Origin of the sequence: Pseudovibrio sp. W74, assembly GCF_001623085.1 — a bacterium.
In the GTDB taxonomy this organism is placed as follows: Bacteria; Pseudomonadota; Alphaproteobacteria; order Rhizobiales; family Stappiaceae; genus Pseudovibrio.
In genome coordinates, this window is record NZ_LMCJ01000028.1 from 5314 (window position 1) to 28722 (window position 23409).

Here is a 23409-nt window from a genome sequence, read left to right on the forward strand (position 1 = left end):
CAGTAGGTTACGCGGGACAGGTTCTCTAAAAAACGACGGTCATGCGAGATCAGAACAATGGCAGACTTCATCTGCTTAAGCTCAGATTCCAGCCATTCAATCACCGGAAGGTCCAGATGGTTGGTCGGTTCGTCCAGTAACAAAATATCCGGCTCCGGCGCCAAAGCCCGCGCAATCGCAGCACGCTTGGCTTCCCCGCCCGAAAGCGTATCCGGATCTTCCTCACCCGTTAAGCCTAAGATTTCTAATAGGTATTTGGCCCGATATTGATCATCACCAGGTGCCAGCCCACCTTCAGCATAGGCAAGAACCGTCGCATACCCCGAAAGATCCGGCTCCTGAGGCAAGTACCGGATCGTCCGCCCCGGCTGCAAAAAATACTCGCCCTTATCCGGCTCTGTTAATCCCGCGGCGATTTTCAGCAGTGTCGACTTGCCAGACCCATTTCGACCAACTAAGCAGATCCGCTCGCCTTCCCCGACTTGCAGTTCTGCACCAGTCAGAAGAGGTGTTGTTCCAAAGTTAAGGTGTATGTCTCGCACATGAAGAAGCGGTGGTGCCATTAAGCTTGTCTTTCCAGATTCCCAAAACAGCGCATTTCAACGCTAGGAGTAGATTTGTTGGTAGTGCTCTACCACAAATGAGCCAAGGTGAAAGTTTTTTGCCGCTCCTGTGAAAAAACGGGGAGCACAAATGCCGGGCGTCATAGTGACGCGATTGCAAAAGATTCAGTAACGTAATTTGAAATAATTGTTCCAAATTTAGTCTATATTGGAAATAATGCTTCCGTAATCGTTCATAATGTAAATAAGAGATTAAAATAATCTCCGATTACGAGGAAATTTTGATCCTCCGACACTTGCTATAATAACGCAACAGTGAAATGTTGCTGCGAACTGCCAGTCTCCAAATCTGGCGGAATGTAACTTGAGGAGAGGGGAGATCTGCATGATCAAGTCCATTCGTATGTCAGCGCTAGCTGCAGCCCTTATTGCTGCTACTTCGCTATCTGCCACGGCTGAAACCGTATACAACCGTGGTAATTCCGCTGACCCAGAAACACTTGACCAGCACAAGACATCTACAACTTATGAAGCTCACATTCTGCGTGATCTTTATGAGGGTCTTGTTGCTTACAACGCGAAGGGTGAAATCATCCCCGGCGCGGCCGCAAGCTGGACTGTTTCTGACGATGGTCTGACATACACATTCAAGATGCGTGACGACGCAAAGTGGTCAAACGGCGATCCAGTTCTGGCTGGTGACTTCGTTTACTCCCTGCGCCGCATCATGAACCCAATGACCGGTGCGAAATACGCAAACGTTCTCTATCCTATCCTGAATTCCGAAGCCGTTAACAAAGGCGACATGGAAGGTGAGAAGCTCGGCGTTAAAGCAATTGATGACAAGACCCTTGAAATCAAGCTGCACGCTCCAACTCCTTACTTCATCCAGCTTCTGGCGCACCAGTCCGGTCTTCCGGTACACCCTGCATCCGTTGAAAAGTTTGGTTCTGACTTCGTAAAGCCAGCCAACATCGTAACCAACGGCGCATTTGTACTGTCCAGCTTCGTACCAAACGATGCTGTGACCGCAGTTAAGAACCCTTACTTCCATGACGCAGCAAACGTTGCTCTGGATTCAGTTAAGTTCTACCCGACTGAAGACCGTGGTGCAGCTCTTCGCCGCTTCCAGGCTGGCGAACTGGACACTAACAACGATGCCCCACTGGAGCAGATCGACTTCATTCGTGGCACTTTGGGCAATCAGTTTAAAGTCGCGCCATATCTCGGCAACTACTACTACGCGCTGAACCATGAATCTGAAGCTATGAAAGACCCTGATATTCGTCAGGCTCTGTCCATGGCAATCGACCGTGAATTCCTTGCAGAAGACATTTGGGGCGGCACTATGGTTGCTGCTTACTCCCTCGTGCCTCCTGGAATCGACAACTACGGCGAACCAGCTTACGCTCCTTGGGCAGAAACTGACCTGCTCGACCGTGAGGAAGAAGCTAAGAAGATTCTTGAGTCTAAAGGTTACAACCAGAGCAACCCTCTGAAGGTTGAAATCCGTTACAACACCTCTGAGAACCACAAGAACACTGCTGTTGCAATCGCAGACATGTGGAAGCCTCTTGGCGTTGAAGTGTCCATGTTGAACACTGACACCAAGACCCACTATGCACACCTGCGTGACCGTGGTGACTTCGATGTTGCTCGCGCAGGCTGGATCGGTGACTACTCCGACCCGCAGAACTTCCTGTTCATGACTGAAAGCGACAACACAGGCTTCAACTACGCTCGCTATGAAAACCCTGAGTACGATGCGCTCATGGATGAAGCAGCTGTAACTGTTGACCTCGAAAAGCGTGCAGCGATCCTGAAGAAAGCAGAAACGATCTTCATGCGTGATCTGCCATTCCTGCCTTTGATGTACTACGGCTCCAAAAACCTTGTTTCTGATAAGGTTTCCGGTTTCGAAACCAACCTGTTGGACGTGCATCCAAGCCGCTTCGTCAAGATTAACAAGTAATCTTTAACGCGACAGAAAATGCCAGTCATGCAGGATAGCTCATGGCTGGCATTTTTGTGAACTATCGGTAAATAAAAACGATAAACAACTGGAGAAGCAAGGCCCATGTTACGCTATGTCCTGAGCAGATTGCTCAGCGCGATACCGACCTTGTTCTTGATCATTACGATTTCCTTCTTCCTTATGCGCGTAGCGCCAGGTGGTCCGTTCGATCTGGAACGTCCATTGGAAGCAAAGGTTATGGAGAATCTGAACAAGATCTACAATTTGGACAAATCTCTTTGGGAGCAGTACCTCATTTATCTCAAGAGCGTATTGTCCGGTGATTTTGGTCCAAGTTTCTTCTTCCGAGATTTCTCGATCAATGAACTTTTCGCCCAAAGTCTTCCAATCTCCATGCAGCTCGGTCTTTCTGCACTGGCTCTTGCCCTGGCTGTTGGTGGGTTTTTGGGGGTTATCGCAGCGCTGCGCCAGAATAAAGGCGTCGACTACTCTGTGATGGCCGTTGCGACACTCGGGGTGACCATCCCGAACTTTGTTGTGGCACCAATTCTGACACTCATACTGGGTGTGCATTTTGGTTGGCTCCCTGTCGGGGGCTGGGGCGGTGGCGCCTTTGTCAACATGGTTCTGCCTGTCGTAACGCTGGCTCTTCCGCAGATTGCAGTTGTTGCCCGTTTGACCCGTGGTTCAATGATTGAAGCACTGCGTTCCAACCACGTCCGCACAGCACGCGCTTATGGCCTGTCCGGATACACCGTTGTTGTCATTCACGCTCTGCGTGGTGCCATCCTGCCGGTTGTGTCCTACCTCGGCCCTGCAGCTGCTGCATTGCTGACCGGTTCCGTTGTTATCGAAACCATCTTCGGTATCCCGGGTATTGGCCGCTACTTCGTACAAGGCGCTCTGAACCGTGACTACACACTCGTAATGGGTACTGTCGTAGTCGTCGCTTGTTTCGTCATTATCTTCAACCTCATCGTGGATCTGCTCTATGCAATGCTTGATCCTCGTGTGCGTTTTGACTGAGGACTCGAATTTATGAGTGTTACCTCCGACCAGCTGAAAGAAGCCCCGAAAATGGGCCGCTCGCTGTGGGATGACGCCCGTGATCGTCTTCTCGCAAACAAAGCAGCAGTGACCTCTCTGATCGTGCTAGCAGTGATTACACTGCTGTCCGTCGTTGGGCCAATGCTGACACCGCACCCATACGATCAGGTTTATCGCGATTATGTGAAGCAGCCTGCGAGCCTGGAAGCTTATCCGAAGCAGGATGAGATCCAGCCAGCCTTTGCAAAAATTGCAAAGCGTGCTCGTATGACCGTCGACAGCTATGAGCTGAACGATGGCAAGGTGACTGCAACAGTAACATCCCGTCGTAAACTGGATGAGCGTTATGCACGTTACTTCGATCGTTCTGATCTGTTTGAGAGTGCTGCAATCAGCAACATCTCTTCAGATAAAAAGAGCGCGACTGTAACCGCTGACATTCAGTACATGCACTTCTACTTCGGTACGGATGCAAACGGCCGTGACATGCTCACCCGTACACTGATTGCAGGTCGTGTTTCCTTGACCATCGGTCTGCTGGCAACCTTCGTTGCAATCAGCATCGGTGTGTTCTGGGGGGCTGCCTCCGGTTACTTCGGTGGCAGGGTCGATCTGGTGATGATGCGTGTTGTAGATATCCTCTACTCACTGCCATTTATCTTCTTCGTGATCATGCTTGTTGTGTTCTTTGGCCGTAACTTCGTCCTGATGTTTATTGCCGTGGGCGCTGTTGAGTGGCTGGATATGGCGCGTATTGTGCGTGGTCAGACCTTGTCCATCAAACGCCAGGAATACGTACAGGCTGCGGAAGCTATGGGTGTTGAAGGTGGCGGTATTCTGAAGCGTCACATCATTCCAAACACCCTTGGTCCGGTTGTGATCTACATGACCCTGCTGGTACCAAAAGTGATCCTGTTGGAAAGCTTCCTGTCCTTCCTGGGCCTTGGTGTTCAGGAGCCAATGACCTCTTGGGGTGTGTTGATCTCCGAAGGTGCGCGTAACCTTCAAGGTGCTGCATGGATGCTGGTGTTCCCGGCAATCTTCCTCACCTCCACATTGTTCGCGCTGAACTTCATCGGCGACGGTCTGCGCGATGCGCTGGACCCTAAGGATCGATAAGAGGACAGAATGAGCAAGATTAACGAAAACACTGTTCTTGAGATCGACACTCTTAAAGTTGATTTCGAAACCAACACTGGCATGGTTCACGCAGTAAAAGGCGTGAACATCCATGTGGACTCCGGCGAGACTGTCGCGATTGTGGGCGAGTCTGGCTCTGGTAAATCCCAGACCATGATGGCAGCCATGGGTCTTCTGGCAGGCAACGGCATCACCTATGGTGAAGTCCGTTACCGCGGCACGAACATCCTTGGATCCTCCATTCGTCAGCTCAACAAGATCCGTGGTGCGAAAGTTACCATGATCTTCCAGGAGCCGATGACTTCTCTGGATCCGCTCTATTCCATTGAGCGCCAGCTCTGTGAGCCAATGGTTGAGCACGGGGAATACACCTGGGCAACAGCTAAAAAGCGCGCTGTAGAGCTTCTGGAGCTCGTGGGTATTCCTGAGCCGGCACGTAAAGTGAAGGCGTTCCCCTATGAGATGTCTGGCGGTCAGCGCCAGCGTGTCATGATCGCGATGGCGCTTGCAAACGATCCGGATATCCTGATCGCGGATGAGCCAACCACTGCGTTGGACGTGACCACTCAGGCTCAGATCCTTGAACTGATGGCAGATCTTCAAAAACGCCTCGGCATGGCCGTTGTGTTTATCACCCATGATCTGGCTATCGTTGAGCGCATCTCTGACCGTGTGTATGTGATGAAGTCTGGTGAAGTTGTTGAAGAGGGCAACACCAAAGAAATCTTTGGTAATCCTCAGCATGACTACACCAAGATGCTGCTGGATGCAGAGCCAACCGGTTCTAAAGCCGTTGTGCCTGACACCAACCCGATTGTTCTGGATGCAAAGGACGTGCGCGTTGAGTTTGAAACCGAAACTGGTTTCCTCAAGCCAAATCACGTCCTGCGCGCTGTAAACGACATTTCCATGGAAGTGCGTGAAGGCCAGACACTCGGCATCGTAGGCGAGTCCGGTTCTGGTAAATCCACTCTGGGCCGTGCTGTGCTTCAGCTTCTGCCAACAGCAGGTGGCCGTGTTGTTTACCTCGGAAACGACATCACCGGTGCAGCCAAAAAGAAGATGCAGCCACTTCGTAAAGAAATGCAGCTCATCTTCCAGGATCCGTTCGGGTCTCTGTCCCCACGTATGACTGTGGGCCAGATCATCACCGAAGGTCTGTTGGTGCATGAGCCTCAGCTTTCAGCCAAGGAACGTGATCTGCGGGCTATCCAGGCGCTTGAAGAAGTGTCCATGGACCCAGCCATGCGCAACCGCTACCCACACGAGTTCTCTGGTGGTCAGCGTCAGCGTATCGCGATTGCACGCACCATGATCCTCAATCCAAAGCTTGTTGTGCTGGATGAGCCAACCTCCGCGTTGGACCGTACCGTGCAAAAGCAGGTGGTTGAGCTTCTGCGCAACCTGCAAAAAGAGCATGGCCTGACCTATCTCTTCATCTCTCACGATCTGGCCGTGGTTCGCGCCATGTCCGATACTGTGATGGTGATGCAGAAAGGCGAAGTGGTTGAAAAGGGACTGGCAGAAGAAATCTTCTCCAACCCGAAAGAAGACTACACCAAAGAACTGCTCGAAGCTGCTGCCTTGAAGCCAGCGTAAGCACTGATTGCTTTGTGATAATAAAAACCCCGGGGCATTGCTCCGGGGTTTTTGCATTTGGAACACAGCAACGCGTGATGGTGACATTCACTTGATGGACGTGTTAACCGTTTCGAGAGGCAGCAAGACCAAACCCACTGGCAACAAACAAACCGCCTGTGGTTTTGTAAATACGAGACATGAGAGTTTTGGAAAGCTCCAGTCCGCGCACCCATGCACCAAGGCATCCATAGATCATCGCAACGAGAAATGCTCCCAAACCAACCAGCACAATCATCGTGCTCAATTGCGCCCAGCTGTTACCGTTGACGGACATGAACTGAGGGAAGAGCGCAGTAAAAAACGCGATGGCTTTAGGGTTGCTGATCGCAACTGTAAAGCCTCCAGAAAACAGTTTTCGAGATTGTCTGCCGTGATGGCTGTCTTGAGAAGCAAGCGACACCGGCTGAGCAGCACTGCGCCACATCTGAATGCCGACATAAATAAGGTAGGCTGCACCTGCATATTTAATTGCCGCAAACATAAGTGCGGAGCTTGTTATGATGACCCCCAAGCCTGCGGAGGCAGCGCTTGCTTGCAGGACTGATGCAGTACTGTTTCCAAACGCTGTATAGGCAGAACGGCTCCATCCATAGGTCGCGCCGTGTGTGAATGCGATCAAGGTGCTAGGACCCGGTATGAGAGACACACCAAGCACGGTCGCAAAAAAGATTACCCAGTAATATATATCCATTGAAACTCACCGCTTAATCCGTGTTTCAGGTGCGAAGCCAGCCTAAATTCCAGCTCGCTCCAAAACGCTGATCCAGTTCTTATGCGCGATCTTGGCGATCAGGTCCTCACCAAAGTCTGCTTTGCGGAAGGCTTCGATCAGGTTTGGCAAACCAGCCACATCCTTGATGTCGTTGGCAACCAGACAGCCGTCGTAGTCTGACCCAAGCGCAACTCCATCTTCACCCAGTTTGTTGATCAGATAGTCCGCATGGCGCAAGATCACGTCTAAAGGCATGTCAGAGTTCAGCTGACCATCAGGACGCAGGAAGAAGACCGCAAAGTTGATACCCACCAGTCCTTTAGATTCAGCAATCGCATCAAGTTGCTTATCTGTCAGGTTCCGGCTCATCGGACAGATCTTGAACACGTTGGAATGGCTCGCCACGATCGGTTTGTCGGTGATCTTGGCCAGATCCCAAAAGCCTTTCTCATTCAAGTGAGACACGTCCAGTTGAATCTTACGGTGATTACACTGGCGCACCAGCTCTTTACCCACATCAGTAAGACCCGGACCAATGTCTGGGCTGTGCTCAAACTCCATCGGCACGCCATATCCGAAGATGGTCTCACGGCTCCAAACAGGACCGATAGAGCGCAAACCGCGATTATACAGCAGCTCTAGCGCTTCAAAGTCCTTGTCGATGCACTCGGCGCCTTCAACATGCAGCATCATCGCCAGTTGCTCAGCCGCCATTGCCTCCTTGATTGCAGCAGTCGAACGGCAGATCTTCACCTCGCCATTCCCCTTGGCTTCAAGGTCCTCTGCGATATCAAGAAGCTTCAGAGTATAATCCAGCGCTTCCTGTTGGGACACGCCTTTGAAATGCTCAGGGCTTTTGAAGTCAACCTCTTTACCTTCCTTCGGTTTGGCTCGCACAGAAGGGGTAAACATGGCAAACAGTCCACCAGCAAAACCGCCTTTGCGGGCGCGTGGCAGATCGATGTGATCGTGACCAGCCTCCTCAAAGAAACTGCGTTCCTTGGGAGTATTCGACCGACGCTCCAACGAGAGCAGCGTATCGTTATGGCCGTCAAAAACCGGAACCAGGTTGGAGGCAGTATCTGTCATGAAGAACTCCGAAAATAAAAAATGCTATGAGAAAAACCAAATGTGAAAAGCAAAAGGGATCTACGCAAAGCCCAAGGCCACTGGCACAAAGCTAGGTCACATTGGCGGAATTTGAAACTACACTGTTAAATATTAAACCCTTAAAATCAATAGGATCAGCGGATATTTCTGGATGGTTTTATGAGGGAACAGCGCAATGGCGACAGTGATCAGAAGCTCTGACTTTACGGCAGACAAAGCCTGGGGCGCACAACAGATTGCTAACATGAATGGCATTACCACACGGCTGCATTGGACGGATCAGCCCTACAAGTGGCACGTGAATGAGGGGGAGGAAGTGTTTGTCGTACTGTCTGGATGCGTGGAGATGAAATATCGCCAAAACGGCGAGGAACTCTCCGCTCTATTGAACACAGGCGACATTTTCTATGCTTCAATCGGCACTGAACATATAGCACAGCCCCAAGGTGAGGCGCGTGTGCTGGTCGTTGAGACTGAGGGCAGTGTCTGATACCAGGCGATTTGGGGAAGGGGACTGCTGTCCCCATCCTCGGTCTTGAGCGAGTGGGTCAGGCCAAGCCGGGCAAGGCCACATCTACCATGATCATCGCGAAATGACAGGCCGCTGCTGACAACACAAAACCGTGCCAGATTGCGTTTTGGAATGGCAGGTTCTTCCAGATGTAAAACAGGGTGCCAACCGTATAGAGGCCACCGCCGGTGGCAAGCAGCGTGAAGCCTGCCAGGGATAGCTCATTGTAAATAGGAACGATTGCAAAGAAGCTCACCCAGCCCATCGCCAGATAAATAGGCACAGCCAGCTTATCCATGGAAGTAATGTGCAAGATCTTGATGGCCGCACCCGCCACCGCACAAATCCAGATCCCAACGAGCATGGAAATCCCAAGCCACCCGCCAAGGACCATCAGGCATAGGGGAGTGTAGGTACCGGCAATAAGGAAATAGATTGCGGAATGGTCCAGACGGCGCAGGATGCCAATTTTGTTATCCTTCTGCAAAATATTGTAGGTCGCAGAGCAGACAAGCATGGCCAACAGCGTACCCGCATATATGTAGATGCTGATTTGCCGGGCGTAATCATCCGCTGCCCACAAGACCATAACAAAGGCTGTTGTCGCAGCAGCTCCAAACGCAATGCCCACAACGTGGATGACGCCGTCAACCACTCGTTCTGCGTAGGTTTCTTCCCTCATCCGCGGACAATCCCCCAATTAATCCAATATATACCCTCTTCCATAATGCAGGTCCAAGCTCGTAAACTCAACTGTAACTAAGTTGCAATCTGGTCATTTACTGGGCAATTCTCAATTCTGAAGGTCATGCCCTTGGAAATCGGGCATATCCAATTGCCAGTCTCGCCCAGATGTGGCATTGCCTCTCTCGGCTTCCCAAAAGAAGCTGCTCTGATTTGAAAGACCCTTTGGGCTCTGTGGGAAAGAACGCGAAAGCGAAACAGCTTCTTTGCAATTTTCCCTAGAATCGGAGATTTTGCGCTGACTTCCCAAGCAGCAGTCGATGCCATTTTCGGGTTTGTAAGCGTTGGTTCTTGCCAGCGTCGAAATCTGAGAAGCGAACCGCAGCGCACTTTAAAAAACGTTTATTGCCGATACCCGGTTAATCACCTGCCTCTTGCGAGGCGCAACAAGAGATTTTGAATGACGGTCAGCATCGAAATGGGTGTCAAACCTAATGGCACCTCCTCTGTTGTCGATCTTGAAGAATTGCTTGCAACGCGACTACTCGTGCAGGGAAACTCCGGCTCGGGCAAATCGCACCTGCTACGCCGCCTGATGGAGCAAAGCGCGCCATGGGTGCAACAGGTGGTGATTGACCCGGAAGGCGACTTTGTCTCGCTGGCAGATGAGTTTGGGCATGTGGTGATTGAGGCGACCATGAATGATCGCGAACTCACCATGATCGCCGCTCGCGTGCGCCAGCACCGCATTTCCGTCATTCTCAACCTGGAGCATCTGGAACCGGACAAGCAGCTCAAAGCCGCTGCTGCCTTCCTGAACGGCCTGTTCGATTCCGACCGCCAGTACTGGTATCCGGTTCTGGTTGTCGTGGATGAAGCCCAGCTGTTTGCGCCTTCCGCCTCTGGTGACTACGGCGAAGAAGCCCGCCGCCTTTCCCTGATGGCCATGACCAACCTCATGTGTCGTGGTCGTAAGCGTGGTCTGGCAGGCATCATCGCAACCCAGCGTCTGGCAAAGCTTGCCAAGAACGTGGCTGCGGAAGCCTCCAACTTCCTGATGGGCCGTACCTTCCTCGATATTGACATGGCCCGCGCCTCCGACTTGCTCGGCATGGACCGGCGTCAGGCAGAACAGTTCCGTAACCTTGAGCGCGGACAGTTCATCTCCCTCGGCCCGGCAATGACCCGCCGACCACAAAAGGTGGTGATTGGTGAAGTTGTCACGGGCAGTCGAGGCGGCTCGCCAAAGCTGATGCCAATGCCAAACCAGCCAGTTGAAACAGCTGCTGAACTGATCTTCACAGCAACGGACAATGATCCGGTGTTACATAACAACCGTGTGGCCGCGCCTTCTGCAAAAGACGTTATGCTACAGCTGTCACAAACAGCCGCCAGCAACATGCAGGCACAGCATAAGGAAGTTGTTGAAGCCGAGCCGGAGGACCTCTTCAATCTGGAAGAGAAGAACCAGCAGTATCAGGAGATCATTGCCAAGATCCTTGAAGACCCTGAAGCTGCCTTCGCACCGGTCTCACAGCTCTATCAGGATTTTCAGGTCCGCTGCCGCATTGATCGGTTGAAGTCTCAGGATCTTGCCAAGTTCCGTAAGTTTCTTTCCGTGGCCCGTGCTGGTGTCGATAAAAAAGAAGTCGAAGAAGGCGATTGGCAGCAAGCAGAAGTGATTGCTGGACAGCTGCCAGAAGAAATGCGCGGCGTCTATCTTCTGCTGGCCAAAGCTGCCTTTGCAGATGAGCCGTGCCCGGCAGATCTGGACATCGCGAAAGCGTATGGCACCCGCTCACCGGGCAGAGCGCGCTGGCTGCTCACTCATATGGAAGAGCAGGGCTTCATCATCTGTGCCAGTGATTTGCGTGGAAACCGCATCGTGACCCTGCCGGATATCGGCAAGCAAACCGCAACCAAATAAGCCGTGGGTCAGCGGCCATCCGGCAAGGAATGGCCGCCCGCAGGCCCATCCACTTCATCAAAGAAGGTTGTCTCGGTGCTTCGCGAGCAGGTGGAGCACAAATGCGGTTTAGACGGCAAGACATACTTCAGGCAGCACGCTTTGCGCCGCGGAGCATACTCCGTCAGCCCCTCCTGCTGACGCTGACGCCAGACAATCCCGCCATTGATCTTCTTCCCAAGGCTCGCAAGATAGGCACGAATCAGGCTCGCCACATCTGATGGTTTTGCACCATGACGGCGCAAGACAAGAAACGGCGATATGATGGAAACAGCCACGGTGGAATAAAACACCGAAGGCGCTACTTTCCGCCGCCCAAGCTCCCGGTGGAAGACCTGAATGATTTCCTCAAAGCAAATGGATAGCGCAAACAGCTCCGCAGGACCCTGATCCGGATTAAGCTCGAAATCCTCTTCCGAAAGGCGAGGGTCAAAGAATATCTCCACCCAGGGGCCCTTGCCATGCAGAACAAACCGTAGTTCATCAATGCGGGGTGCGCGGCCACTCAACAGGTAACTGACTGAAATCCGGTTGAGCAGGATCTGGCAGATTGTCTTCAGGGCAAGGCTTGCGGCAATCTTTGTCGTTGGTGCACCGCGATCTTCCTTGATGTAGTCGATCATGCGCTTTGCAACCAGACCGAAGTTGCTGTCAAAACCGGAAAACTCCCGCAGCTCTGCAGCCACCACGTGCGGTGCAGGAGCGGTGATTGCCCGCGCAGCAACCAGCTCACCACCTTCAGATAGAGCAGCCTTAATGAGGCCTGCAAAACGTGCGGGGATGCCCGCTGTTTCGAAAGTGGGAATATCTGAGGGTGATAGACCGGTGGACACTGCCTGCAAAACCTCTGGATCTACGACTGCGCATATCCGGAAAGTGGAATTGAATTTCCGAAATGGATACGCTGAAACTTATAGTTACGAGGCGCGCATGTTTGGCTGACAGTTGGCTGAACACGACACAACAACACTTTCGCGTTACTTAGCACAAAAACAAAGTCTACTGAAATGGTAGACTTTGAAGTCTGTGAGTAATGCACCTGTCTGTTGCAAAAGGATCAGGCTTTCGCCTTGTTGGCCCGCTTCTCCCAGGCAAATTTCTCTGCAATCCAGATGCCACCCAGCACCAGCGCCAAAGCAGCGCCGTGATAAAACGCAAACACTTCCCCAAGCAGCACAATTGCCATCACCGATGCAAACACCGGAACCAGATTAACAAAGACACCAGCCCGGTTAGGACCAATCAGTTCCACCCCGCGCATGTAAAAAATTTGGGCAAGGAACGATGGGCAAAGAGAGATGTATAAAATAACCAGCCAGCCCTGCAGAGAAGGCCAGACCAACGTTTCCTGACTGTATTCAACGGCCAGCATCGGCAGTGACACCAGCGACGCCACAAAGGCCATCACCGCAAAAAAGGCGAGTGCAGGGACCTTGGGTCGGTTTCTCAAAGCCAGCGTGTAGCCTGCGTAAAACACCGCAGCAACAAGCATCAGCGCATCACCCGGGTTGATGTGCAAGTTGAGCAGAACCTGAATGCTGCCTTGACTGGCCACAACAAAAACCCCAAGCAACGTCAGCAAAATGCCGATGAACTGGATAAGCGTCACCCGTGCGCCAAATAGAAAGTAAGCCCCAATCACCACGATCATCGGAATGGAGCCCTGCAAGATGCCCATGTTCACCGCCGTGGTGTTATGAGCTGCCAGATAGAACAGGCCATTGAAGCCGGAGAATCCGAACGCGGCCATCAAAGCGATGCTGATCAGGTGAGGGCGGATGTCCGCCCAGGAGGCGACAAGATCCCGCCAGGCAATCAGGCTCATGAGCGCAGCCACAATCCCCCACCGCAAGAACACGATCACCATAGGCGAAACATGCCCCACAGCCAGCTGGCTCGCCACGGCGTTGCCGCTCCACATGAGTGTGGTCAACACCAGAAGCAGCATTGGCCTGCTGTACAGCGGGGTGAGAAAAGGCATGTAAAAAGTCCGTCGGTGAGCGGGCAGGAGGCACCGCTGAAAAGGAGCTGTCACCCTTCACCGTCCCCCTATCAAATGCAAGGTGAATTTCCGCAAGGGCTGTAGAGGTTTCGTCAAGTATGCCCTTTTGCCCGGCATGTAATTGTGAAGTGCAGACAAACCCACCCAAAATCAAAGCATTAGATCGCAGGACCAACACCTGTTGTTCAATCACCTGTGTTTTGAAAGAGCCGGAAACGAATTGATGCATTGAAACTTGAGATTGAATTTGCAAGGGTTTGATCTGAAAAACTCAGCGGCAGGAAGTGACGGCATATCCTGCTAAAAAATGACAATACGAGGGGGACCCATGTCGCAAAGAGTAAGTGTTGCATCACTACAGGTTTCACCGGAGCTCCATAACTTCATCGAAAACGAAGCGCTTCCGGGAACCGGAGTGTCATCCGAACAGTTCTGGGAGGGCTTTTCGCAGATCATCAAGGATCTGACACCGAAGAACCGCGAGCTGCTTCAAATCCGTGAAGACATCCAGACCAAGATCGACGACTGGCATAAAGCCAATCCCGGCACCATTGATCTTGAGAGCTACAAGGCATTCCTCAAAGAGCTTGGCTACCTCCTGCCAGAAGGGGACAGCTTTGAAGTTGAGACAGACAACGTAGACCCGGAAATCGCAGAGATCGCTGGCCCTCAGCTCGTTGTACCAGTCATGAATGCGCGCTACGCCCTCAATGCTGCCAATGCGCGCTGGGGCTCCCTGTATGACGCGCTCTACGGTACCGATGCAATGGGGACCACCCCACAAGCCGGCGGATACGATGAGAAGCGCGGCGCAGAAGTGATCGCCTACGCACGCGAAAAACTGGATGAAGCTCTGCCACTGGATGAAGGCAGTTGGGCTGATGTCAAAGAATTTGCCATTATGGGCGGCTCTCTGGCGCTGACCCTTGAAAACGAAGAGATGGCTGGCCTTCAGGATCCTCTCGGGTTTGTTGGCTATGCGGGCGATAAAGACGCGCCAACCTCTATCCTGCTGCAGAAAAACGGCCTGCACTTTGATGTCCTGTTTGACAGCACCAGTCCGATTGGCGCTGCAGACAAAGCTGGTATCAGCGACATCATTTTGGAATCTGCCATCTCCACCATCATGGACTGCGAAGACTCTGTTGCTGCCGTGGATGGGGAAGACAAAGCGCTGGCCTACCGCAACTGGCTGGGCTTGATGAACGGCGATCTGAAGGAAGAAGTCGCCAAGGGCGGAAAAACCTTCACCCGTACTTTGAATGCAGACCGCCACTATACAGATGCGCAGGGCGATGCACTGGCTCTGAAAGGGCGCTCCCTGATGTTGGTGCGCAACGTCGGACACCTGATGACCAATCCGGCAATCCTTGATGAGGATGGCAATGAGGTCTTTGAAGGCATCATGGACGCCATGGTAACAGCCCTTTGCGCAGTGCATGACATTGGCCTGCGCACAGGCGCAACAGCCCGCAACATGAACTCTGTGTCTGGTTCGGTCTATATCGTGAAACCAAAGATGCATGGCCCGGAAGAAGTCACCTTCGCAAACGAGCTGTTTGGCCGCGTTGAAGATGTTCTGGAATTGCCGCGCAATACCCTGAAAATGGGCATTATGGATGAAGAACGCCGTACCACGGTCAACCTCAAAGAATGCATTCGTGCAGCCAAAGCCCGTGTCTGCTTCATCAACACCGGCTTCCTTGATCGCACTGGTGATGAAATCCATACCTCCATGGAAGCTGGCCCGATGATCCGCAAGGCGGATATGAAGCAAGCAGCTTGGATCAACGCTTATGAGAGCCACAACGTGGATACCGGTCTTGCCTGCGGCTTGAGAGAGCATGCACAAATCGGTAAAGGCATGTGGGCCATGCCGGATCTCATGCACACCATGCTGGAGCAGAAGATTGGACATCCAAAAGCGGGCGCCAACACCGCATGGGTTCCATCTCCAACCGCAGCAACTTTGCATGCCATGCATTACCATCAGGTCTGTGTGCCAGCCGTTCAGGAAGAACTGGCAAGCCGCGAGCCAGCCAAGCTGGATGACATCCTGTCCATTCCGGTTGCGACCAATCCAAACTGGACACCGGAAGACATCAGGTCAGAAGTTGAAAACAACGCACAAGGCATCCTTGGTTACGTTGTCCGCTGGGTAGAGCACGGCACAGGTTGTTCCAAGGTGCTGGACATCCATAATGTGGCTTTGATGGAAGACCGCGCCACCTGCCGCATCTCTTCTCAGCACATCGCCAACTGGCTGCATCACAATGTCTGCTCAAAAGAACAGGTGATGGAGATTATGAAGCGGATGGCCGCTGTGGTGGATGAGCAGAACGCGGGCGATCCAGCCTACCACAACATGGCACCGGACTTCGATAACTCCGTCGCCTTCCAGGCCGCTTGCGATCTGGTGTTCAAGGGCCGCGTCCAGCCAAGCGGTTACACCGAACCAGTGCTGCACCAACGCCGTTTGGAAGCAAAAGCCAAATTCGGCGTTTCTGCTTAAAACACATAGTTTGAGTGTATTCCCGAAAAGTAGCTCCGGTTTTCGGGAATACGCCTGCAAATAGAGATTTAGAGCATGGTGCGTGAATGTAGATAAGCGCACCATGCTCTAAACCCAGAGTGAAGCTCAGGTGTCGGCCTGCGGCACGAGGTGTGTGAAACCTCCGAAGCTGCCTTGGGACAGGTTCATTGTATCACTGTCGAAGTCAGTTCCTGAGATACGAACTGGCGGGCCTTGTAGGATGTTCCATTTGTTGGAATCCTTAAATTCCTGATAGTTTCTAAACCCGGTTGATTGGCTCAGCCACGTAAAGTCCACCAGCTTGTCGTCTAAAAGTTTCTGATTGATCAGGCCATTGGCATAGACCCCGACTTTGTAGGGTGAGCCAGCTTCTGAAAATGCTTGATTGATCGCTTCAAAATAGGGGCGGATATGCTGGTCGTGGTCTTGTTCTGAAGCATCATAATCTACCGCAAAATAGATAGCTGTCCCCTTGGGCTGGCGGATCACGGTTTGGGCCTGCCGCATTGCTTCTTGCGCCTGGGCAGTTCCCGTTTCACTACTAAATTGTGCAGCTGAATTGTTCGCATCTTCGTAAACGGTAAAAACGGTCAGTCCGGCAGCAATAAGCTGTTGTGCTTCTGTTTGTGTCAGGCGTTTCCAGTCCGATTTGGAATAGTAACGGCCGATGGCTTTGTACCCCTTCTTAGCCAAACTGCTGGCGAGTACTTCTGCTGAAGCCGCTCCGTCTACCCCAGGTTCCGTCTTTATGGCTTGTTGCTTTGTCATTGTTCTCTGCTTTTTGTTGTTATGCAGAGCCATGACGAGCGCACGACACTCACCGTGAGGCATCAGGTGGTGTTAAGGTAAGGCAATCCTTAAAACATTTTTCGAAAAAAGCTGGAACGGTTTGTCGACAGAAAACGGCAAAGGCAACCCAAAGGGCAAGTACAGGCCCAGAAAAAAGGCTTGGTGATAAGCCGCCTTAAAGCGGCAGTCTCACAATTGCGACAAGGCCGTTTTCCTCGCTATTCTCAAGGCGGATTGTACCGCCTTGCGCATGAATGATGCTGCGTGTGATCGCAAGGCCCAAACCGATGCCACCTGTTTCTTCATTTCTGGATTCTTCCAGACGTACAAACGGCTCAAACACATCTTCAAGGCGGTTCTGCGGGATGCCTGGCCCCTTGTCTGCAATACGAACTTCCGCATGAGCCTCGTCAACTCGGAACGAAACCTCAGCCTGCTCGCCATAACGGATTGCATTGCCAATCAGGTTCTGGAAAGCACGTTTAAGAGACATCGGACGACACTTCAGCACAACACGGTCGTGAGCCTCTACGTTCACATGGTTGCCCATGTCCTCCTGATCATTGGCGATGCTCTCCAGCAAACCGCCAAGGTCGACAGAACGCAGCTCTTCCTGCTTGGAATCTTCACGGGTAAAGGCCAGCGTCTCCTCCACCATGGCCTGCATTTCATCCAGCGTGGCGATCATGCGTTCCCGGTCTTCATCATCATCAATAAACTCGGCACGAATACGTAGCGAGGTGATCGGGGTACGCAAATCATGGCTGATCGCCGCCAGCATACGGGTACGGTCAGAGATAAACCGCGTCAATCGCTCCTGCATCTGGTTGAACGAGCGCGTCACAGCCTGCACTTCAGCAGGACCTGCTTCTTTCAGCGGCTTCACATCGGCACCACGGCCAAGATCATTGGCAGCTGCTTCCAGTGTTCGAAGCGGCTTTGTCAGGCGGTACACAGAGACCCAGATGATCAAAATGGTCAGCAAGGCCATAATGATGATCGGCAGCAATATCGGTACAAACGAGGGCTTCGGAAGCCGGAAGTTGCTCTCGATGTTCAGCCACTGGCCGTTCTTCAGCTCAATGGCAGCAAAGAGCTGGACGCCCTTGAGAGAAAACCAGCGGTATTTTTTAAAATAATCATCGCGGCGGTCATGCATCGCCTGCATGGAACCATGAGAAGACCGGTCACGTCCTTCTGGAGGCGGAGAGGATCGCTCACGCCACTTCTCTTCTTGAAAACGCTCATTGTAGATAACGGCAACACGGGCCTGTCGGTCATGATCCAGCTTGCGCTTCAGGTAGTCGGCAAGCCGAGCTTCCATGCTTTCATCACCACCCGTTTCGGCGACGACCGGAGTGTCTCCAATCGAAAAGCGCGTGCGTGTGTTCGAGACCGTACGCAGAACCTGCTTCTGCAAGCGCGGCGGCGTGGCTTCCAGCAGCTTCACCACATTGGCAGTACGCCACAAGGCATTGTCGCGGGCAAGATTGGCAAGCGCCACCTGACGCTCTCGTCCAAGCAGAACAAAACTGACGACCTGCGAAAAGATAAGCGCAGCCAGCAGCAGCAAGATGAGCTGGGGAGCAAGACGGCGGGGGATCAGGTATCTGAGAAATTTCATTGGGTGACTTCTTTGACTTCACCGGTAAAGGTGTAACCGCCCCCCCAGACAGTTTTGATCAACTCCGGATTTTTGGGATCAATCTCGATTTTCCGGCGCAAGCGGGAAACCTGATTGTCGATAGACCGGTCAAACACTCCCAGTGACCGACCAGAGGTCAGATCTAGCAGTTGCTCGCGTGACAGCACCACACGGGGCCGCTTCAAAAACGCCAGCAGCAACTGAAACTCACCGGAGGACAGAGGCACGCTCACATCTTCCGGATCAATCAGTTCACGCCGTGCTGTATCCAGAACCCAGCCGTTAAACGCCAGTTTTTCTGTATCGATAGGGTCACGTTCCCGCGGAACACTGGTGGCACGGCGCAGCACAGCGCGGATGCGAGCCAGCAGCTCACGCGGATTGAAGGGCTTGGTCACATAATCATCTGCACCAATCTCTAGGCCCACAACGCGGTCTGTATCTTCAGCCATCGCTGTCAGCAGGATCACAGGGGCCTGATTGGTCTCCACCAGATGCCGGCAGAGTGACAAACCGTCTTCACCCGGCATCATGATGTCCAGCACTACAAGATCAATGGAGGAGTTTCTCAGAGACTTACGTGCAGCAGCTGCACTTTCTGCCACGGTCGTACGCATATTATTCTTCGTCAGATACCGGGCAAGGCTTTCCCGGATATCCCGATGATCATCGACGATAAGAATATGTGCTGTACTCTGAGACATGCATCCTCGCTGTGAGTCTCGTCTCCCATTACCTGTGAAAGACCATATAGTATGCGATGCCTAACTTATGCCGTATTCCCGGGGCCTGCGAAAGGTTCTCAGGACCCAAAAATGTATCAAACTGTCCCAACCCGATATTCTGGCAAATACTGTGACAAAACAGCGTGTTTTCTGGTGTAGTTTTGCGACAGTTCGCGCCTACCTTCTGTTTATCGAAGCACACTCACACAAACCTTCCCCTCGTTTTAGGCTTTGATTTTTAGGAGAACACGACATGATGAATTTCAAAACGATTATGGCTGGCTCTGTAGCTGCATTGATTGCTGGTACCGCTCTGTCTCCTGCCATGGCTGCTCCAGGTTTTGGCGGAAGCTTTGGTAAGAAGATGTCTTCCCAGTTTTTTACAAATTTTGACGCAAACAAGGACGGCTCAGTCACCACTGCTGAGATTGAAGCAAAACGCAAAGCAGACTTTGCAAAAGCAGACACAGCTGGTGACGGCGCAATCACTCTGGAAGAATGGAAAGTCTTTGCAGCAGATCGTTCATCCGAGCGCAGCAAGGACCGTTCAGTCCGCATCTTCCAGCGCTTTGACAGCAACGGCGACGGTCAGGTGACCCGCGAAGAGTTCCTTGATCAGGCAGAACGCATGACTGCGCGCATGGACAAGATGAAAAAGCGCATGGGCGACCGTATGGCCAAGATGCAGGACGGCAAGGGCGGCAAAGGCAGCTGGGGCGATGGCCCACGTGATGGCAAACAAGGCAAGGACGGCTGGCAGAAAGGCCCCCGCGACGGTAAGCTAGGCGGCAAACAAGGCAAAGGTGGCTGGGATGATAGTCCACGCGATCAGGGCATGATGGGCTTTGGCAAGCATGGCGGCAAAGGCATGCGCGGCGAAATGATGGGCGCAATGTTCGCCAAGGTTGATCTGGACAAGAACGGCCAGATCTCCAAGGATGAACTGAGCAAACTCGCTGACCAGCTCTTCGCAAATGGCCCGGTTGATCTGGCTGGTTTCAGAACCATCGCAGCTGAATTCAAAGAGCCGATGTACGTTCGTTCCTTCCAGCGTCTGGATGCTAACGGCGACCTGAAAGTCACACAGGAAGAGTTCTTTGCTCCAACTGCTCAGATGATGAAACGCATGGACCGTAATAACGATGGTGTCATCACCTCCGCAGACTTCACGAAGATGAAGAAAGACTGGCGCAAAGGCCAGAAGGACCGCAAAGGTGGCCACGGTCATGGTTACGGCAAGGGACAAGGCCAGCGCGGATAAACCAACCCGCTTGAGCGAATAAAAAAGGCGGAGCCATCGTGCTCCGCCTTTTCTGTATCAGCTTAGGAAACCTGCATCAGCTTGTGGCTGGCTTGGTCTCTTGCATCTCTGCATCATAATCGACTGCAATGCCGTAATGCGGATCTTCCAGAACGGCGACCTCAACCATGCTGCCAGCTTTGTGCAGCAGGTCTTTACAATCCGGAGATAAGTGACGCAGATGCAAGGTCTTGCCAACCTGCTCATAGCGCGTTGCCAATGCATCAATTGCCTGCAAACCGGAATGGTCCACCACGCGGGAATTGATGAAGTCAACAATCACGTCATCCGGGTCAGACTGAGGATCAAAGATCTCCTGGAAACCAGCAGCAGAACCGAAGAACAGCGGGCCTTCCAGCTTGTAGATCTTCTGGCCTTCAGAGTTGGTTGTTGTGTGTGCATCAATACGCTTGGATGCGTTCCATGCATAAGCAAGCGCAGAAACAATCACGCCAACCACAACAGCAACAGCAAGGTCAGAATACACAGTCACACCAGTCACCAGCGCAATAACAATCGCATCAGTTCGTGGAATCTTGTGCAGGATCTTGAAGGTGTTCCACGCAAAGGTACCAATCACCACCATGAACATCACACCAACCAGCGCTGCCAGCGGAATCTGTTCAATCAGTGAAGACGCAAACAGAATGAAGCTGAGCAAAAACAGCGCAGCAGCAATACCTGCAAGGCGTGTCCGGCCACCGGATTTCACATTGATCATGGACTGACCAATCATCGCACAACCACCCATGCCGCCGAAGAAGCCAGTCACAACGTTTGCAGCACCCTGAGCAAGACACTCTTTGGAGGCGCCACCGCGTGTATCTGTCATTTCAGAAACAAGGTTCAGCGTCAAAAGGCTTTCAATCAGGCCGATTGCAGCAAGAATAATGGAGTATGGCAGGATGATCTGTAGCGTCTCAAGGTTCAGCGGAACCATCGGGATGTGGAATTCAGGCAGGCCACCAGAAATCGGAGCCAGATCACCAACGGTCTGAACGTTAAGCCCAAGGCCAATCACGATCACAGAAACAACAACAATAGCTGCCAGTGGAGCAGGAATAGCGTTGGTCAGCTTTGGCAGATACCAGATTACAGCCATGGTCAATGCAACAAGACCAAGCATCAACGTCAGGTCCATGCCTGCAAGCCAGCTTGCTGTGCCAGTCACTTCATCAACGGTCTGGAACTGGCCCATCTGCGCAAGAAAGATCACGATCGCAAGGCCGTTCACAAACCCAAGCATAACTGGATGCGGCACCATGCGGATGAACTTACCCCAGCGCATAACGCCGAAGATCAGCTGAAGGATGCCCATCAGCACAACGGTCGCAAACAGGTATTCCACGCCGTAGGTCACCACGAGTGAGACCATAACAACGGCAAGCGCGCCGGTTGCACCAGAGATCATGCCCGGACGACCACCGAAAACAGCAGTAATAATGCCGACGATGAAGGCCGCGTACAGACCTACAAGCGGTTCAACCTGAGCAACAAATGCGAATGCAACAGCTTCTGGAACCAGAGCAAGAGCAACGGTAAGCCCGGAGAGGAGCTCAACCTTAATAGTATTGGCTGTAAAGCCAGTCTTTTCGGGCGCGTGCGCCTTCGAGGACGAATGCAAGTAGCACCTCCAATGGGATTCTTGGTACTGTTTTAAAGTAGTGGGCAAATCCTAGGCACGCACTGTGAAGTCCGTGTGAAACCAAGAGGTTTCCTGCTCAAGGACAAGAGCTATTCAGCCAGGACACCGCTAAAATTTGAGCGGTTTTTGTCTCCCTTTTGACGCGCTTATACGGGAATATCGTCAAAAACACCATCCCCCCAACGCATAATAGCCATGCACGGGGTGCGGGGAGGGATGCCTGGTGGATGATCTTGGCAATGCATCAGAGATTGGAAACATAAGGCTTCATAGCTTTCATAGACTAAGAAAGCTCGGATGCGGCCAAAGCAATTTACATATATGCTAACTACGTATTGCAAGTCCTTTCAAAGGCTCAAACCATGATGATTTATTACTATATGTCGGTCGAAGGTTATGATTCTAATGGTCGGAAAATTGACTTCCTCAAAGACAATTTAGAAAATCAACACCTGAAAGTTTCCCGTCTAAACGCCCTCAATGATATCTTTGAGTTTCGCAGCCACAACCTATCGAATTGTGAAATGAGAAAACTCTTCGAATGGGTAAGAAAAGAGCAAAGTAGAAAACAAGGCATCATCTGTTTTAGCAGGTCATGGCAAAACCCTGTCATGTGGGGCCACTATGGAGATAGTAACCGTGGTGTATGTCTTGGCTTTGAAGCGAAACAAGAGACATTGAGAAATTTAAGCGAAATAGAATACATCAATGAACGTATTGCCTTAGAGAAAGATGACCTTCCTAATCGACCTAATCAGCCACAAACAAAAATTAATAATTTTCTCAATATCTTGCTTGAAACCAAATTTAGAGATTGGTCCTATGAGCAGGAAATGCGGCTACCTGTTGGTTTAACCGAAAATGAGGCGGAAAATCCGCCTTCCTTTTATCCATTTAAAGATGTTGGAGCACTTAAAGAAATCTACGTTGGCGCGTTCTCGGAAGTTACAAAGGAACAGCTGGAAGAGTGGCTCCAAAAATATCCGCATCAAGTTGAATTCCTTAAAACACGGGCGGCATTTCAATCATTTAAGATTTGCACCAATCGACTTGGGTTCTCAAGAGGAGGGCAGGCAAAGTTGGAAAACGCATGAGCGATAGAGCTTTGCCAAAGCATTAGTATCGAAGCTGTTTCGCCTGCATTCGCTGGATCCCGCATCAAGTGCGGGAAGACGGCTGAGGATGAGCTGTCAGGTTCGCTTGGACCACCGCCGTCATGCCGGACGGAACGGAGTGGAGATCCGGTACCCAGAGCCAAAGGCACCACCTTCTCGATTTTAGAAGAAAAAGCCGAGCAGATGCCACCAACTCAATCAAAAAACTTATCCCCCCAGCCTCAAATCATGCCCATACTAATCCCATGCCTACGTAACGGGCTGCTGGCGGAGCGACCGTCAGTTTGTCGTAGGCTGGGTTGGGCT

The 23409-nt window shown here is 52.0% G+C and carries 19 protein-coding genes; 9 read left to right on the forward strand and 10 right to left on the reverse strand.

All coding sequences use genetic code 11. From position 1 onward, the window contains the following. Positions 1 to 563, reverse strand: a 563-nt coding sequence (locus tag PsW74_RS29870) for an ATP-binding cassette domain-containing protein (protein WP_244277876.1), incomplete at its 3' end; no start/stop codon positions are given. Between the two features lie 385 nt (positions 564 to 948). Here PsW74_RS29870 and PsW74_RS18750 point away from each other — a divergent pair. The 4 genes from PsW74_RS18750 (at position 949) to PsW74_RS18765 (ending at position 6324) form a co-directional block, all read left to right on the forward strand. After that, positions 949 to 2535, forward strand: a complete 1587-nt coding sequence (locus PsW74_RS18750; protein ID WP_063288129.1) for a peptide ABC transporter substrate-binding protein — start codon at positions 949 to 951, stop codon at positions 2533 to 2535. A 105-nt stretch (positions 2536 to 2640) separates the two neighbouring features. Next, positions 2641 to 3564 (forward strand): oligopeptide ABC transporter permease OppB, encoded by a 924-nt coding sequence (gene oppB / locus PsW74_RS18755; RefSeq protein ID WP_057462785.1) that lies wholly within the window; start codon positions 2641 to 2643, stop codon positions 3562 to 3564. Between the two features lie 12 nt (positions 3565 to 3576). Beyond that, positions 3577 to 4704: an ABC transporter permease subunit gene (locus PsW74_RS18760; protein WP_057462784.1), complete on the forward strand. Its 1128-nt coding sequence runs from the start codon at positions 3577 to 3579 to the stop codon at positions 4702 to 4704. A 9-nt stretch (positions 4705 to 4713) separates the two neighbouring features. After that, a complete protein-coding gene (locus PsW74_RS18765) occupies positions 4714 to 6324 on the forward strand; it encodes an ABC transporter ATP-binding protein (RefSeq protein ID WP_063288130.1) in 1611 nt (536 codons plus the stop codon). A gap of 103 nt (positions 6325 to 6427) precedes the next feature. On the opposite strand, the gene PsW74_RS18770 is transcribed toward PsW74_RS18765, so the two are convergent. Next, entirely contained in the window at positions 6428 to 7057 is a 630-nt protein-coding gene (locus PsW74_RS18770; protein WP_063288131.1) for a LysE family translocator, read from the reverse strand. A gap of 42 nt (positions 7058 to 7099) precedes the next feature. Continuing rightward, positions 7100 to 8167, reverse strand: coding sequence for a dipeptidase (locus PsW74_RS18775; protein WP_063288132.1), 1068 nt, complete (start codon positions 8165 to 8167; stop codon positions 7100 to 7102). Between the two features lie 196 nt (positions 8168 to 8363). Here PsW74_RS18775 and PsW74_RS18780 point away from each other — a divergent pair, with 196 nt between their 5' ends. Next, complete coding sequence (locus PsW74_RS18780; RefSeq protein WP_063288133.1) at positions 8364 to 8678, forward strand: hypothetical protein; 315 nt, start codon at positions 8364 to 8366, stop codon at positions 8676 to 8678. A gap of 58 nt (positions 8679 to 8736) precedes the next feature. Here PsW74_RS18780 and PsW74_RS18785 read toward each other — a convergent pair whose 3' ends face one another. Continuing rightward, entirely contained in the window at positions 8737 to 9381 is a 645-nt protein-coding gene (locus tag PsW74_RS18785) for a hemolysin III family protein (protein WP_057462778.1), read from the reverse strand. A 462-nt stretch (positions 9382 to 9843) separates the two neighbouring features. On the opposite strand from PsW74_RS18785, the gene PsW74_RS18795 reads away from it, so the two are divergent. After that, complete coding sequence (locus tag PsW74_RS18795) at positions 9844 to 11310, forward strand: ATP-binding protein (RefSeq protein ID WP_057462776.1); 1467 nt, start codon at positions 9844 to 9846, stop codon at positions 11308 to 11310. Positions 11311 to 11318: 8 nt separating this feature from the next. Here the strand turns inward: PsW74_RS18795 and PsW74_RS18800 are convergent, their stop codons facing one another. Beyond that, on the reverse strand, positions 11319 to 12182 hold the full coding sequence (locus tag PsW74_RS18800) for a hypothetical protein (RefSeq protein WP_063288135.1): 864 nt from the start codon (positions 12180 to 12182) through the stop codon (positions 11319 to 11321). A gap of 224 nt (positions 12183 to 12406) precedes the next feature. Continuing rightward, positions 12407 to 13297, reverse strand: a complete 891-nt coding sequence (locus PsW74_RS18805) for a DMT family transporter (RefSeq protein WP_063288136.1) — start codon at positions 13295 to 13297, stop codon at positions 12407 to 12409. 382 nt (positions 13298 to 13679) lie between these two features. On the opposite strand from PsW74_RS18805, the gene PsW74_RS18810 reads away from it, so the two are divergent. Beyond that, complete coding sequence (locus PsW74_RS18810) at positions 13680 to 15863, forward strand: malate synthase G (RefSeq protein ID WP_063288137.1); 2184 nt, start codon at positions 13680 to 13682, stop codon at positions 15861 to 15863. Positions 15864 to 15989: 126 nt separating this feature from the next. Here the strand turns inward: PsW74_RS18810 and PsW74_RS18815 are convergent, their stop codons facing one another. The 3 genes from PsW74_RS18815 to PsW74_RS18825 all read right to left on the reverse strand — a co-directional run bounded on the left by PsW74_RS18815 (position 15990) and on the right by PsW74_RS18825 (position 19022). Further along, positions 15990 to 16652, reverse strand: coding sequence for a DUF1906 domain-containing protein (locus PsW74_RS18815; protein WP_063288285.1), 663 nt, complete (start codon positions 16650 to 16652; stop codon positions 15990 to 15992). Between the two features lie 196 nt (positions 16653 to 16848). After that, positions 16849 to 18297: an ATP-binding protein gene (locus PsW74_RS18820; RefSeq protein WP_063288138.1), complete on the reverse strand. Its 1449-nt coding sequence runs from the start codon at positions 18295 to 18297 to the stop codon at positions 16849 to 16851. Further along, positions 18294 to 19022, reverse strand: coding sequence for a response regulator (locus PsW74_RS18825; RefSeq protein WP_063288139.1), 729 nt, complete (start codon positions 19020 to 19022; stop codon positions 18294 to 18296). The genes PsW74_RS18820 and PsW74_RS18825 overlap by 4 nt, the downstream gene beginning before the upstream one ends. A gap of 274 nt (positions 19023 to 19296) precedes the next feature. Here PsW74_RS18825 and PsW74_RS18830 point away from each other — a divergent pair, with 274 nt between their 5' ends. Further along, on the forward strand, positions 19297 to 20304 hold the full coding sequence (locus tag PsW74_RS18830; RefSeq protein ID WP_063288140.1) for an EF-hand domain-containing protein: 1008 nt from the start codon (positions 19297 to 19299) through the stop codon (positions 20302 to 20304). A 76-nt stretch (positions 20305 to 20380) separates the two neighbouring features. Here PsW74_RS18830 and PsW74_RS18835 read toward each other — a convergent pair whose 3' ends face one another. Next, complete coding sequence (locus PsW74_RS18835; RefSeq protein ID WP_057462768.1) at positions 20381 to 21967, reverse strand: SulP family inorganic anion transporter; 1587 nt, start codon at positions 21965 to 21967, stop codon at positions 20381 to 20383. A 383-nt stretch (positions 21968 to 22350) separates the two neighbouring features. On the opposite strand from PsW74_RS18835, the gene PsW74_RS18840 reads away from it, so the two are divergent. Further along, entirely contained in the window at positions 22351 to 23082 is a 732-nt protein-coding gene (locus PsW74_RS18840) for a DUF2971 domain-containing protein (protein WP_063288141.1), read from the forward strand. The last annotated feature ends 327 nt before the right edge of the window (positions 23083 to 23409 follow it).

Coding starts and splice junctions, on each gene's coding strand:
- PsW74_RS18750 (WP_063288129.1), top strand. CDS start 949: ATGATCAAGTCCATTCGTATGTCAGCGCTAGCTGCAGCCCTTATTGCT.
- oppB (WP_057462785.1), top strand. CDS start 2,641: ATGTTACGCTATGTCCTGAGCAGATTGCTCAGCGCGATACCGACCTTG.
- PsW74_RS18760 (WP_057462784.1), top strand. CDS start 3,577: ATGAGTGTTACCTCCGACCAGCTGAAAGAAGCCCCGAAAATGGGCCGC.
- PsW74_RS18765 (WP_063288130.1), top strand. CDS start 4,714: ATGAGCAAGATTAACGAAAACACTGTTCTTGAGATCGACACTCTTAAA.
- PsW74_RS18770 (WP_063288131.1), bottom strand. CDS start 7,057: ATGGATATATATTACTGGGTAATCTTTTTTGCGACCGTGCTTGGTGTG.
- PsW74_RS18775 (WP_063288132.1), bottom strand. CDS start 8,167: ATGACAGATACTGCCTCCAACCTGGTTCCGGTTTTTGACGGCCATAAC.
- PsW74_RS18780 (WP_063288133.1), top strand. CDS start 8,364: ATGGCGACAGTGATCAGAAGCTCTGACTTTACGGCAGACAAAGCCTGG.
- PsW74_RS18785 (WP_057462778.1), bottom strand. CDS start 9,381: ATGAGGGAAGAAACCTACGCAGAACGAGTGGTTGACGGCGTCATCCAC.
- PsW74_RS18795 (WP_057462776.1), top strand. CDS start 9,844: ATGACGGTCAGCATCGAAATGGGTGTCAAACCTAATGGCACCTCCTCT.
- PsW74_RS18805 (WP_063288136.1), bottom strand. CDS start 13,297: ATGCTGCTTCTGGTGTTGACCACACTCATGTGGAGCGGCAACGCCGTG.
- PsW74_RS18810 (WP_063288137.1), top strand. CDS start 13,680: ATGTCGCAAAGAGTAAGTGTTGCATCACTACAGGTTTCACCGGAGCTC.
- PsW74_RS18815 (WP_063288285.1), bottom strand. CDS start 16,652: ATGACAAAGCAACAAGCCATAAAGACGGAACCTGGGGTAGACGGAGCG.
- PsW74_RS18820 (WP_063288138.1), bottom strand. CDS start 18,297: ATGAAATTTCTCAGATACCTGATCCCCCGCCGTCTTGCTCCCCAGCTC.
- PsW74_RS18825 (WP_063288139.1), bottom strand. CDS start 19,022: ATGTCTCAGAGTACAGCACATATTCTTATCGTCGATGATCATCGGGAT.
- PsW74_RS18830 (WP_063288140.1), top strand. CDS start 19,297: ATGATGAATTTCAAAACGATTATGGCTGGCTCTGTAGCTGCATTGATT.
- PsW74_RS18840 (WP_063288141.1), top strand. CDS start 22,351: ATGATGATTTATTACTATATGTCGGTCGAAGGTTATGATTCTAATGGT.